The following is a 12,980-nucleotide window of genomic DNA, read 5'->3' on the forward strand; positions in this document are numbered from 1 at the left end:
CTGCGCATGCGATTGCGCTTCGACCGGCGAATGTCGGCTACTGGCCCATGGCCGCGAGCCAGGTCTGTCTGGCCGCCCGGAGAGATTCTTCGCTAGCTGGGAAGTAACCTACGGAGGCGATCTCCTCGTTCACGTGAGTGAGGTAGAAGTTCACGAAGGCAGCGACCTGTGGCTTCTGCCGCATGATATCAGCGGTGGTGTAGATGAAGAGTGGACGGCCCAGAGGGTAAGCGCCGCTGTCCACCGTCTGGTCGCTCGGCTCTACCCCCTCAATTGCCAGGACGCGGAGCTTGTCGGCATTCTCGGCATAGTAAGCGTAACCGAAGTAGCCTATGGCGTAGGGGCTACCCAGCACCCCTTGTACCAGGACGTTGTCGTCCTCACTCAGCTGCTGGTTGGAGGCACCGAGTGCGCGTGCCTGGTCCCCGTCAAACACTTCCTCCACGAAGTAGTCGAAGGTGCCGCTGTCGGTTCCGGGGATGAAGCGCCTTATGGCCTCGTCAGGCCATTCTGGGTTGACGTCGGACCATCTTTCGGCCTCGTCGGAGAAGAGCAGGGCCAGTTGCTCGATGGTCACGTCGGTGACGAACTGGTTCTCGCGGCTCACCACGACGGCGAGAGCATCCGTTCCGACGCGGATCTCAATGGGGTCTCGGCCGATGGATCGGCACGCCTCCAGCTCGGAGTCCTTGATGCGGCGGCTGGCGTTGGCGATGTCGGTCTCTCCGGCTCGGCAGAAGCGCTCGAACCCGGCCCCGCTGCCTATGCTGTCTATGGTGACGTTCCCAGTGTAGCCCTCGTCCCGGAACCTCTCGGCCATTCTCTCAGAGAGGGGAAAGACAGTGGAGCTGCCGGCGGTAATGATGTCGCCCTGGATTTCGAGAGGATTGACCTCCGGGAGCGTGAAGTTGCCGTCGGCTGGTGCTGCGGTGGCAGGCAAGCTGGCCGGCTCGGACGTGGCGGTGGGCGCGGTCGCGGTCGCGCCGCACGCGGTGGCAGTGGCGGCGACTAGAAGCAGGCCGGCGACAGCGCTGATCATGGAGTGGCGCATGGATTCCTCCTGAATGCGGTTGGTTGCTTGTCGGGTGCGGTCTTGTCCGCACAGGGGGAATGTAGCGCTGGGCGGTTACGGCCGGTTCATGCCTGGGTAATGCTTGTGTTAGGGCCGCGTAAGGGCTAGGTAAGGGGAGATGGCCCGCTGTGACTAGGCTGCTGGCAGGGTGAAGTAGAAGGTGCTGCCAGCGCCCTCCTGGCTCTTGACCCAGATGCGGCCCCCATGCGCCTGCACGATGTGCTTAGCGATAGCCAGGCCAAGCCCTGTGCCCCCGCTGGCCCGGGCCCGGTCCGCTTTGTAGAAGCGCTCAAAGATGCGGGGGAGGTCTTTCTCCGGGATGCCGATACCTGTGTCGGCCACGGCGATCACCACCTCATCTCCGGCGCGAATGGCGGAAACGGAGATGCGGCCCCCGGGCGGAGTGAACTTGATGGCGTTGTGCACGAGGTTGGTGATGACTTGCCGGGTGCGTTCCTGATCGGCAAGCACGGTCAGGCCGTCCGGCACCAGGTTGACAGCCACCTCGAGGCGGGCCCGCTCCGCCTGGGGTTGGAGATGCTCCAAGGGGCCGGCCAGCAGCTCCGCCACCAGTACCGGGGCCAGCCGGATGGGTACTTGCCCCGACTCGATGCGGGATAGCTCCAGCAACTCCTGCACCATCTGGGTCAGAGAGTCAACCTCGATCTCCATGCGCTGGAGGAAGTTGCGAGCGGCAGTAGGATCCTCCAGGGCGCCATCCTGAAGCGTGTCCACCAGAGCCTTGAGCGAGGCCAAGGGGGTGCGCAGTTCGTGGGAGATGTTGCTGATGAAGTCACGACGGACCGATTCCAGTCGCCGCACCTGGGTCAGGTCCTGGAGGAGCAGCATCTCGCCGCTTAGGGGCGAGCCGGCGATGGGCGAGACCACCAGCCGCACGAACGCCCCCCGATCCGGCACTTCGATCATGGTCTCCTGCTCCTGACCTGTCTCCCGGCACCGCTTCCACGCCTCGAGCACACTGGGACTGCCGACCACTTCCATCAGGGGGCGTCCAATGGGGTCGGACTGCCAAGTCAAGTCGAGGAGACGGACAGCGGCCGGGTTGATCAGGTGCACCACGCCCTCGGAGTCGGTGATCAGTACGCCATCGTTGAGGTGTGCCAGCACCAGGGCGATCTTGTTTCTTTCCTCGGCCAGAGCGTCCACCCGTCGGCCGAGTTCGGATGTCATCTGCCCGAAGGCATCGGCCAGGCTCTGGACCTCATCGTAGCCCTCCGCCTTCATCGCCCGCTCCGAGGAGGAGCGGTAGCTGAGCACGCGGTCGGTGAGCCGACGCAGGGGCCGGGTGATGCGGTCGGCCAGGACGAAGGAGAGGGCCATCACGAGAGCAGAGGCGCCAAGCGCAGTGGCCATGAGGGTCGTCTGCATCCGAGAGATGCCAGCGTCAATCTCCTGCAGGGAAGCAGACACCCGAATGATGGGCAGAGCGGTGTCCTTCGGATCCAGAGCGACGTAGAGCATGTTGTAGCCAGTAGTATGGCTGAAGCGGGCCGACGCTCCTGCTCCCTCGGCCAGGGCTTCCTGGACCTCGGGCCGGGCCAGGTGGTTGTCCATGGCTGCGGGGTCGAAGTGGGAGTCGGCCAGGACAACCCCATCCCGGTTGATCAGGGTCAGGCGCGAGTCCAGCTGCTGGGACCAACGGCCGGCCACCTCCCGGAGATGGTCAGGCTCGGCGGGACCCTCGGTGAGGAAGAGGCGCACGAGAGAAGCTTCCGCCAGCAACCGGACGCGATAGCTCTCCATAAGAGCATGGTGTAGTTCTTGGGACAGGTAGAGCCCCAGGACGGCGCTGGCGACCAGCACCACCGTCATGTAGGGCAGCGCGATTCGCCAGCGCATACCCAGGCGCACGTGTGCCCTCTCCTAGGCTTCTAGCCGGTACCCCGCCCCCCGCACGGTAACGATGCGGGAAGGATGGGCCGGATCATCTTCGAGCTTCTCACGCAAGCCTCGGATGTGGACGTCGACGGTACGCGTACCGCCGGCGAAGTCCCACCCCCAGACGCGCTCCAGGATGAGCTCGCGCGAGAGCACAATGCCCCGGTTGCGGGCCAGGAATGCCAGGAGCTCGAACTCCCGCGGAGTCAGGGCGACGGGCGAGCCCTGCCGAAGTACCTCGCGCCGGCCCAGGTCTATCACTATGTCGCGCAGGACCAGCTTCTGGGCTCGGGCGTCGGCTTCGCCATCGCCGGAATCCTGGCGGGTCATCCGGACCCGGCGGAGGTTAGCCTTCACCCGGGCCAGTAGCTCCCGCATGCTGAAAGGCTTGGTGATGTAGTCATCGGCGCCCACCTCGAGGCCTACGACCTTGTCTATCTCCTCGTCGCGGGCGGTGAGCATGATGATGGGCACGGACATCTCCTGGCGGAGAAGGCGGCAGACCTCGATGCCGTCGAGCTCGGGCAGCATGATGTCCAGGAGGACGAGATCGGGCTGTTCCCGCCGGGCCAGTTCGAGGGCGGCAAGCCCGTCCATGGCGGTGATGACAGTATAGCCCTGGCGGGCAAGATTGTAACGAAGGGTGTCCACCAAGGTGGGCTCGTCCTCGACTATGAGCACCTTGTCTGCCATCTGCACCTCGAGGGTAATGAGCGTACGGACAGGAATCTCGCCCAGACAGCCTAACATACATTACGGGCAAGGCGGTATGGGAGGCAAATGATGCCGGATGGCGAGGGTGGCCGCGTGCGGCAGTGGGCACGCCCGCGAGTGAGCTGGCGGTGGCGCGCACACCTCTCTAGGGGCGAACCTTGGGTTCGCCCGTGCCGCTCAGGGGCCGGCAGAAAGCGGGCGAACGCGAGGTTCGCCCCCACGATCGTCCGGCTGCCTCGGTGGAGTTGATACAGGGTGACGGGATGGACTAGAATAGAACAAATGTTCTAATATGCGGCCAGGAGGACGCATGTCGCACTCTCAACGCAATCACCGGGTGGGCCTGGCCACGCGTCTGGTCCCCATGTCCTGGCCCTGTCGCGACGATTACACCGGCAGCTTGCTGACGGTGCCGCCGGGGCTTCGTCGTAGGGATATGTTCTGCTTTCGCTGTACCGCATCTACGTGTCTCTTGGGAGGCACACCGGCGGAGAGGCGCCTGGGAAGGCGGCGTCGGCAATGGGCCCTGCCCGATGAGCGGGGCCTGGAGATCTACTTGGATGCTCTGCGTCTATACACTCGTCTGCTAGCGGCCGGGCGCACCTGCTGGCACTGTGCTCACCTGCGTCGGCTGCAGGGGAGCGACAACTGCTACGCCTGCGCCTATCTGGCTGCTTCCCGACCTGCTGACCAGGACAGCCAGCCGACCATCACCGCCTGGCAGGCGCAGTTGAGCCCATCGTTGGAGGTCTGCGGTGATGTGGGCTTCCAGAGGCGGAGGGGTGAAATCCCGCAGGTATTGCTGGCCGAGTGGAGGGAACTGGTGGGCGGTCGGCGCCGGGAGGCCTGTTGCGCCTGGTGCGCTCACCTGAGGCGTTTCTCTCTCGCCGGCCGGGAGCGCTTCATCTGCGCCCTGGAGGCAGAGGGCCTCTCCGAGCCCGAGGTCTGGCGGCGCGGTCGCTCCTGGAAAGTGGTGCGCGCCCGGCACGGCGGTACGACCTGGTGCAAGGGTACCCGCTGGGAGCAGGGGAATGGAACGCAGATGACGCTGATGGTACGCTGATTCACCCTGATAAGAAATAGATAATATCAAAAGAATAGCGTCCATCTGCGTAGTATAAGCGGACTCAGCGTTCTATCCCCCAAGGAAGTGGCGCATGCGCTCCAGAGCCTGCTCGATCTCTTCCAGGGAGGTGGCGTAGGTACAGCGAATGAACCCTGCCCCGCAGGCGCCGAAGGCGTCCCCCGGCACTACTGCTACCTTCTCCTCCCGCAGCAGGGCCTCGGCGAACTCGGACGAAGTCATACCGGTGTGGGCGATGCTGGGGAACATGTAGAAGGCACCTCGGGGTTCGGGGCAGGGCAGGCCCAGGTCCTGGAAGCCGCGGTACATGAGCTGCCGGCGCCGGTCATACTCGGCCACCATACTCTGAACCGCCTGCTCTCCGGCCGGGGTCAGCGCCGCCTCGGCGGCATGCTGTGCCGGGGTGGGGGCGGACATGATGGTGTACTGGTGCACCTTGAGCATGGAGCGCGCCACTTCCTCCGGCGCGAGGGCGGCCCCAATGCGCCACCCAGTCATGGCGTAGGCTTTGGAGAAGGCGTACAGCACGATGGCGTGCGAGCGCAGCCCGGGCAGGCTGCCGGCGCACACGTGCTCGGCGCCGTAGATAAGACGATCGTAGGTCTCATCGGAGAGGATGAAGAAATCGTGCTCCAGCGCCAGCTGTCCCAGCCGCTGCATCTTGTCGCGGGCGATGACGGCGCCGGTAGGGTTGCTGGGATAACCTATGAGGATGGCCTTGGTGCGGGGAGTGATGACCCGCTCCACGTCCTCGGGCAGGAGCTGGAAGTCATCCTCCGCCCGGGTCTCCACCACCACCGGCGTGCCTCCGGCGAAGATGACCTCGGGTTTGTAGGCCACGAAACAGGGCTCCGGCACGATCACTTCATCGCCCGGGTTGAGGATGGCGGTGAGGGCCAGGTAGATGCCTTCGGAGACGCCTACTGTGATCACAATCTCGGAGGTTGGGTCGTACTCCACCCCATACAGGCGGGCCAGGTGTCGGGAAAGGGCGCGGCGCAGCTCGATGCGGCCGGCGTTAGCGGTGTAACCCGTATGCCCCTCGCGCAAGGAGGTGATGCCGGCGTTGAGGATGGGCTCGGGGGTGACGAAATCCGGCTGCCCGACGCCCAGGGAGATGACGTCCTCCATGGTGGCCACGATGTCGAAGAAGCGGCGGATGCCGCTGAAGGGAGCTTCCAGTACGCGAGTGGAGAGACCGGGCATGCTCGTGTTCCTCCGGGGGACGGGCCGCCGTGCGCGGCTCGTCACGGTTGAGGGCCCAGTCTATTACAGAAGGCTTTCCTAGGGAAGGTGGGAACTCTGACCCGTGACTGGTGATGCGTGACCGACAGCCAGGCACCGGTCACGGCTTACGCCTCGCGAATCGCTGTCTCCCGGGCTAGCCACAGGCCCTCAGCTTCCCGGTAGAGCAGCTCCACCCGACGGCCGCCGGCACTGACCACGAACCGGCGGCCCTGAGGCACGATCGAACGCCCCAGGACCCGAGCCACGTCCTCCTGCCGCCCATCGCTCCACTGGATGCGCAGGGGTTCCTGGGCGTAGGTGTACTCCGACCGGCAGGAGACGCTCACCCGCTCCCACCCGCCGGCTGCTTCGCCGTCAGACCGAACGCCCGCGTGACTCAATCTCGGACGAGTCGCCCACGTTGAAGCGTTCGAACCCACCTCGCACCAGGGCGTGCTGGCCTACGAGACTCTCGGTGAGGACCGCCGAGTCTATGTGAGCCTCCTCGTTGACGATGGAGTCTCGCAGTATGGTGTGCTCCACCGTGGCGCCGCGAGCCATAGTGACATATGGGCCCAGGATGGAGCCCTTCACCCGACACCCTTTGCCGATGTAGACGTACGGGCCCACCACGCTGTCCTCCACCTTGGCGTCGGGCGAGATGAAAGTGGGGGGCTTGACGATGCATCCCTGGGGTCGCACCTCGTTGTGGGCGTTGTTCTGCAGCAGGTAGCGGTTGGTGTCGAGAACGGCCTCAGCGGTGCCGCAGTCCTTCCATACGTTTACGGTGCTGGCCTCCAGGTGTGTGCCGCGGTCCACCATCAGCTGAAGAGCGTCGGCGAGGTAGAACTCGCCTTCAGTGCGCAGGTTGCGGCGCTCCAGTTCGGAGATGCAGTCGAAAAGGAGCTGGTAGGGCTTGACGTAATAGAGGCCGATGACGGCCAGGTTGGAGATGGGCTGGGTGGGCTTCTCCACGAATCGGCGGATGTAGCCGTCCGCTACGGTCACCACACCGAACCGCCTCGGGTCGTCCACCTCCTTGACGTAGATGACCCCGTCGGAGCGAGTGTGGTGGAGCTGGCTCAGGTCCGCTTCGAAGATGGTATCCACGAAGGCGATGAGCATGGGCCCCTCGACGTGCGGCCGAGTCAGACCGATGGCGTGGGCCTGTCCCAGGAGCTCCTTCTGCTCCACGTACCGGGTGGGCAGGTTGTAGTTGGCTTCCACATAGTCCTGGATCTGGTCGCCCAAATAGCCCACCACGAAGATGATCCGATCAATGTCTATCCCGGTCAGCCGGTCGAGAATGTGGCCCAGGACGGGTTTGCCTGCCACGTTCACCAGTGGCTTCGGCTTGGTGTAGGTATGGGGGCGGAGCCGAGTGCCGAAGCCGGCCACCGGTATGACTACGTACATGTCCGACCTCCTAACTGACAGGTTATCTGGGTGAGCGATGGATAATGATGGCAAGAGGCCGGGGCCCGGTAAGGGCTCTCGGCCGCCTAGATGGGCGGATGGCGACGGTGCCAATCGGTGACGCGTTCGAAGGCGTCTGCCAGGCGCAGGATGGTGACTTCGTCGTATTGCCGGCCCATGATCTGGAGCCCCACTGGCATGCCATCGGCGAATCCGCAGGGAACCGACATCCCCGGCAGCCCCGCCAGGGAGAGGGCCAGGGTGAACACGTCCGCCAGGTACATTTGGAGAGGGCTGGCCACCTTCTCGCCCAGGCGGAAAGCCACCGTGGGTGCGGTGGGGGAGACGAGCACGTCGTAGTGCTCAAAGGCGCGGTCGAAGTCGCCCCGGATCAGGGTCCGAACCTTCTGCGCCTTGAGATAGTAGGCCTCATAGTAGCCGGCGGAGAGCACATAGGTGCCGAGCATGATGCGGCGCTTGACCTCAGGGCCCAGTCCGTGTCCGCGGGTGTGGCTGTAGGCCTCCCACATGGGGTTGAGGGCGCTCTCGATCTGCGAAGGGGCCTCCTCGTAGTAGCCGTAGCGGATGCCGTCGTAACGGGCTAGGTTGGCCGAGGCTTCGGCGTCGGCGACGATATAGTAAGCGGGGAGGGCGTATTCGGTATGAGGGAGGGAAACCTCCCCCACCTGAGCCCCCATGCGCTCGAGCTCTGCCACCGCCGAGCGAACGGCGGCCTCCACTTCGGGCTGCATGCCAGGGATGAAGTATTCCCGGGGCACGCCCACCCTCAGCCCGCGTATCTCCCCGGTTAGCGCGGCGGTGAAGTCGGGCACCGGCTCCATGCTGGAAGTGGAATCCCGCCGGTCGTGGCCGCAGATGGCGTTGAGGAGTAGAGCGCAGTCCCTCGAGGTGCGGCCGAAGGCTCCGATTTGGTCCAGGGAGGAGGCGAAAGCCACCAGCCCCCAGCGGGAGACGCGACCGTAGGTGGGCTTGATGCCGGGCACGCCACAGAAGGAGGCCGGCTGGCGCACGCTGCCACCAGTATCCGACCCTAGGGCCCCGGGGGCGCAGCGGGCGGCTACGGCCGCGGCGCTGCCTCCGCTGGAGCCACCCGGCACCCGTTCGGCGTCCCATGGGTTGTGCGTGGGCCCGAAGGCGGAGTTCTCGGTGGAGGAGCCCATGGCGTACTCGTCGGTGTTGGTCTTCCCCAGGAGGACGGCGCCCGCCTCCCGCAAGCGTCGCACGGCGGTGGCCTCGAAGGGCGACCGGTAACCCTCGAGCATGCGGGAGCCGCAGGTGGTGGGAAAGTCATCGGTGCAGATGACGTCCTTGATGGCCAGGGGCACGCCCAGCAGAGGTTGACCCTCCCGCCCCTCAGCCAGCCGGGAGTCGGCCTCCCGGGCAAGGGCCAGAGAGTGCTCCGGGTCGGTGGAAAGGTAGGCGTGGATGGTGGGATTCACCCGGGCGATGCGCTCCAGGAACGCCTGGGTGACCTCGACGGAGGAGAAGGCTCGCCGCCGCAGACCCTCCGCGATCTCGGTCACCGACAGGTCGGTGAGGGTCACGACTCCTCCAGGATGGCGTTGACCACGAAGTACCCATCCTCGGTGTTATGGGCGTTGGCCAGGGCTGCCTCCCGGGGAAGGCTGGGCTCGACCACGTCCTCCCGCATCACCCCGCTCTGAGGTATGACGCTGGCCGTGGGAGGTATGGCCTCGGTGTCCAGATGCTCCAGCATCTGGGCGTAATCGAGGATCTCGGACAGCTGCTCGCTGTAGGCGACGACCTCATCGTCGGTCAGCGCCAGGCGCGCCAGATGGGCGACGTGGCGCACCTCTGCGACGCTCAAGGGCATGGTATCTACCACCAGGCTGCAGGAATCAGGAATCCGAGCGCCCAACCGGGTCGGGTGCGGCGAGTATAGCACCCGGCGAAGGGGGCGGCAAGGGCATGGATCTGTGGCGGGATGCCCATACTGGAGCCCTTCTGCTCTGACGTCCCACCACCAATGGACCGTCGGGAGGGGGGTGCAGGGCGGTCCGCAGGATCGGAACGCCAGCAGGGATGATCCGGCGAACGGCTCTTACCAGTTTCTAATGGACTTGAGCCTCGTCTCTAACACCTGTGCGCTAGACTGGCACCTAGAGCAGCTTGCAGCCGGCCGTTCAGGGCGCAGCGAGGCGCTAGTACTGCGCCTCTCAGACACCGGGCCTAAGGAGAAGACAGCTATGAGGAGAGTGTACGGCAACCATGTTAGCGGGCAGCCCGGGGCGCCAGCGGCGACGCGGATCCTTCCTTGTACATGGAGAGGGGGTTGACATGACAGCAGAAGACACGATCGGTCGGTTCCGTCGCTGGGGCTACGCCTTGGCGCTATGTTGCCTACTGCTCGCCCTGGGGGTGAGCGTAGCCTGGGCGCAGTGGGCCCCGTCGGTAGTAACGGACAAGCCGGACTACGCCCCGGGCGAGACGGTGATCGTCACCGGGAGTGGGTTCACTGCTGGTGAGCAGTACGACATACCCGTGATCCGTCCGGACGGCACCATCGTCAAAGGAGACGGGTCCTTCGTACCCGGCTGGGACGTAGTCACGGCCGATGGTGTGGGGGCCTTCACCTACCTGTACCAGCTCAACGGCGTGCCGGGCGACTACGAGGTCCGCGTCTATCCTGTCGGCACCGTCGCCCTGCAGAGTGGTACCGTAGTCTTGCCCAGTGATGACCTTCTCGTGGCGAGCACCACCTTCACCGATGCAGAATCGCTGAGCCAGTGGGCGAATGGGCCTCTCGGAGGCCCCCCGGGAGGTGGAGAGTGGGTCAACGGAAACGTCAATCAGGCCAAGGCCCACTACGCCGAAGGGGACTCGGTGCCCTACCGACTCATCCTGACTGGGGTGCCCCTGGGTTCCCACGAGGTCATCATTGAGTGGGACACAACCAAGAGCGGCAAGCACGCTCTGGACTACATCACGTCGTGGGATCGAACAGCATCAGAGGCCAATCCTTGCCTGGGCGTGCCTGGGTGTGGTCCTGGGGTCTCAAGCTCATTCCCGATTCCGCAGGATCCCAACGTCCCCTTCGCTCAGATTCCTGGCAACATCACCATCTACAACGGCACCATCACGGGTCTGTCTGGCTACACCCTTAACGGCTCGTACGCCGGAGACAGCAGTACTCGTGTCACGATCTACTTCACCAACTCGAGTACCACGGTGGTGCTGGCCTGGGGTGGGCACATAGGTTCTCGGCTGGACTGGGGCATAGGCAACTCGGCTAGTGCTGTCTCCGGGTCGCCGTACCACATGCGCTTCAAGGGGCTGGACGGAAAGGGCGGCAATATGGACCGCTCTCTGGCCGCCGCAGCGGTGTACTACTTCGAAGTGGCGGTCGAGAAGACGGGCGACGCCATCTCCAAGGTCGGCGATACCGTCAACTACACCTTCACCATCACCAACAACAGCGACTCAGACAGCCCAGCTCTCACCCTGCAGAGCGTGACCGACGTCGGGACCGGCTGGCCCGGGCTGGGCGATTTGACTGCCGTGGCTTCTAGCAGCGGGTGCGGCACCCTGACACCGGGGGCTTCCTGCACCTTCGGGGCATCCTATACCGTCGCGGCAGGGGACCCTGACCCGCTGCAAAACACCGTGACGGCGATCTACTACCCTGTGGGTGCACCCGCCAACACAGTGCAACACAGCGATTCCCACAGCGTGGACCTGGTGCACCCGAGCATCTCGGTCACCAAGTCCGCCGATGCAGCCACGGCTTTCGTGGGCCAGGTGGTGACCTACACCATCACGGTACAGAACACCAGCCCTGATGTGGATCTGGTCAACCTAACCGTGAGCGACTCGCTCATCGGCGACCTGTCGGCCGACTTCGTGGACGAGCTGCCCATCGGTGCTTCCGAGACTAACACATATCAGCGCACGGTCCTGGCGACCGACCCGGACCCGCTGGTGAACACGGTTACGGTGCACGCCAACCCGCGCGGTCTGCCCAATGACATCAGCGACACAGACTCGGCCAGCGTGGACCTGGTGGCAGCTCAGATCAGCATCGAGAAGGCCACCAACGGGTACGACGCGGACGACACACCCGGACCGGAGATCGTAGTGGGTGATCCGGTCACCTGGACCTACGTGGTGACGAACACTGGCGAGGTCGCCCTAATTGGCATCACGGTGCTGGACGACCAGGGCGTCGCCGTAACCTGCCCGAAGACCGTGCTGGCCGTGGGCGAGTCCATGACCTGCACCGCTGCGGGGACAGCGACGGCCGGCCAGTACGGCAACGTCGGCACCGTGACTGGTTCCTACAACGGTCACACGGTTACCGACTCCGACCCCAGCCACTACTTCGGGGCTGATCCGCGAATCCAGGTAGAGAAGGAGCTATCGCAGACGGGCACAGGCGATTGGGAGGACGTAGATTCGCCTCCTGGGCCTGGGTTGGCCATTGGGTCCAGCGTCTACTTCCGCTTCGTGGTCACCAACACGGGCAACGTCACTTTGGACAACATCGCCCTGAGCGACAGCGTGTACGATACCAGTGGTTGCTCCCTCCCCGCGAGCCTGGCGCCGGGTGGGTCGTTCACCTGCGTGATTGGTCCCTTGAGCGTAGAGGCGGGCCTGCATACGAACACGGCCACGGCCTCGGGCGAGCGGGGGGAGGACAGCTACAGCGACACCGACGACGCCAACTACACTGGGGTGATGGTGGCGATAGACATCGAGAAGGCCACCAACGGGGAGGATGCCGACGTAGCGCCTGGGCCCATGATTGCGGAGGGAGATCCGGTCAGTTGGACCTACGTAGTGACGAACACCGGTCAAGTAAGGGTGAGCGACATCGTGGTGGTGGACGACCGGGGCGTATCGGTGAGCTGCCCCAAGAGCGAGCTCGATGCGGGCGAGTCCATGGTGTGCAGTGCTTCCGGTACGGCGGTGGTGGGCCAGTACGGGAACGTGGGCACGGTCACGGGCTGGTACTGTGGTTCTTGGGAGGTGTCCGACTCCGATCCCAGCCACTACATGGGCATCGCCAACGAGCCGGCCATAGACATCGAGAAGGCCACCAACGGGGAGGACGCCGACGACGCGCCTGGGCCGGTGATTCTGGTAGGGGACCCGGTGAGCTGGACCTACGTGGTCACCAACGCCGGCAACGTGACCCTGACCGGCATCACGGTCGAGGACGACGTGCTGGGGTTAGTGAGCTGCCCGGGGAGCCAGCTGGAGCCGGGCCAGTCCATGACCTGCGCTGCCAGCGGCATAGCGACGGCGGGCCAGTACGAGAACGTGGGCACGGTGAGGGCGTACTTTGGTCAGGAGGTGCTCTCCGACAGCGACCCCAGCCACTACTTTGGGGCCGAGCCTGGGATTGGGGTAGCGAAGTACGTATCGGTGGACGGGCAGGCCAGTTGGGAGGATGCCGATGAGGCTCCTGGTCCGGCAGTGATCGTCGGCAGCGACGTGTACTTCCGCTTTGTGGTGACCAACACCGGCAACGTAGCTCTGGAGAGCATCACGCTAGAGGACGACACCTACGATCTTAGCGGCTGTGCA

At 64.8% G+C, this 12,980-nt stretch carries 10 protein-coding genes; 2 read left to right on the forward strand and 8 right to left on the reverse strand.

Annotation, left to right across the window (positions count from 1 at the left end; translation table 11 throughout):
• Positions 1-37 precede the first annotated feature (37 nt).
• The 3 genes from HPY83_14610 to HPY83_14620 all read right to left on the reverse strand — a co-directional run bounded on the left by HPY83_14610 (position 38) and on the right by HPY83_14620 (position 3,664).
• Positions 38-1,051: a PstS family phosphate ABC transporter substrate-binding protein gene (locus tag HPY83_14610; protein ID NPV09175.1), complete on the reverse strand. Its 1,014-nt coding sequence runs from the start codon at positions 1,049-1,051 to the stop codon at positions 38-40.
• 153 nt (positions 1,052-1,204) lie between these two features.
• Positions 1,205-2,944, reverse strand: coding sequence for a PAS domain-containing protein (locus HPY83_14615; GenBank protein ID NPV09176.1), 1,740 nt, complete (start codon positions 2,942-2,944; stop codon positions 1,205-1,207).
• Between the two features lie 12 nt (positions 2,945-2,956).
• Positions 2,957-3,664 (reverse strand): response regulator transcription factor, encoded by a 708-nt coding sequence (locus HPY83_14620; protein ID NPV09177.1) that lies wholly within the window; start codon positions 3,662-3,664, stop codon positions 2,957-2,959.
• A 331-nt stretch (positions 3,665-3,995) separates the two neighbouring features.
• On the opposite strand from HPY83_14620, the gene HPY83_14625 reads away from it, so the two are divergent.
• Entirely contained in the window at positions 3,996-4,748 is a 753-nt protein-coding gene (locus HPY83_14625; protein NPV09178.1) for a hypothetical protein, read from the forward strand.
• A 72-nt stretch (positions 4,749-4,820) separates the two neighbouring features.
• Here HPY83_14625 and HPY83_14630 read toward each other — a convergent pair whose 3' ends face one another.
• From HPY83_14630 to gatC, 5 genes are all read right to left on the reverse strand, one after another.
• Positions 4,821-5,975, reverse strand: coding sequence for an aminotransferase class I/II-fold pyridoxal phosphate-dependent enzyme (locus HPY83_14630; GenBank protein NPV09179.1), 1,155 nt, complete (start codon positions 5,973-5,975; stop codon positions 4,821-4,823).
• 146 nt (positions 5,976-6,121) lie between these two features.
• The gene (locus tag HPY83_14635; GenBank protein ID NPV09180.1) at positions 6,122-6,343 is read right to left on the reverse strand and encodes a hypothetical protein; all 222 of its coding nucleotides are present in this window, start codon (positions 6,341-6,343) and stop codon (positions 6,122-6,124) included.
• A 28-nt stretch (positions 6,344-6,371) separates the two neighbouring features.
• The gene (locus HPY83_14640; GenBank protein ID NPV09181.1) at positions 6,372-7,412 is read right to left on the reverse strand and encodes an NTP transferase domain-containing protein; all 1,041 of its coding nucleotides are present in this window, start codon (positions 7,410-7,412) and stop codon (positions 6,372-6,374) included.
• Positions 7,413-7,498: 86 nt separating this feature from the next.
• Positions 7,499-8,977, reverse strand: coding sequence for an Asp-tRNA(Asn)/Glu-tRNA(Gln) amidotransferase subunit GatA (gene gatA / locus HPY83_14645; GenBank protein ID NPV09182.1), 1,479 nt, complete (start codon positions 8,975-8,977; stop codon positions 7,499-7,501).
• The gene (gene gatC, locus HPY83_14650; GenBank protein NPV09183.1) at positions 8,974-9,267 is read right to left on the reverse strand and encodes an Asp-tRNA(Asn)/Glu-tRNA(Gln) amidotransferase subunit GatC; all 294 of its coding nucleotides are present in this window, start codon (positions 9,265-9,267) and stop codon (positions 8,974-8,976) included. Before gatC ends, gatA begins: the two co-directional genes overlap by 4 nt.
• A gap of 464 nt (positions 9,268-9,731) precedes the next feature.
• On the opposite strand from gatC, the gene HPY83_14655 reads away from it, so the two are divergent.
• Positions 9,732-12,980, forward strand: a 3,249-nt coding sequence (locus tag HPY83_14655) for a DUF11 domain-containing protein (GenBank protein ID NPV09184.1), incomplete at its 3' end; no start/stop codon positions are given.

The organism is Anaerolineae bacterium (assembly GCA_013178015.1).
Classification (GTDB): Bacteria; Chloroflexota; Anaerolineae; order DRVO01; family DRVO01; genus Ch71.

Excerpts from the sequence above, each read along its gene's own strand:
- HPY83_14630 (NPV09179.1), bottom strand. The coding sequence starts at position 5,975 with ATGCCCGGTCTCTCCACTCGCGTACTGGAAGCTCCCTTCAGCGGCATC.
- HPY83_14640 (NPV09181.1), bottom strand. The coding sequence starts at position 7,412 with ATGTACGTAGTCATACCGGTGGCCGGCTTCGGCACTCGGCTCCGCCCC.
- HPY83_14625 (NPV09178.1), top strand. The coding sequence starts at position 3,996 with ATGTCGCACTCTCAACGCAATCACCGGGTGGGCCTGGCCACGCGTCTG.
- HPY83_14620 (NPV09177.1), bottom strand. The coding sequence starts at position 3,664 with ATGGCAGACAAGGTGCTCATAGTCGAGGACGAGCCCACCTTGGTGGAC.
- HPY83_14610 (NPV09175.1), bottom strand. The coding sequence starts at position 1,051 with ATGCGCCACTCCATGATCAGCGCTGTCGCCGGCCTGCTTCTAGTCGCC.
- gatC (NPV09183.1), bottom strand. The coding sequence starts at position 9,267 with ATGCCCTTGAGCGTCGCAGAGGTGCGCCACGTCGCCCATCTGGCGCGC.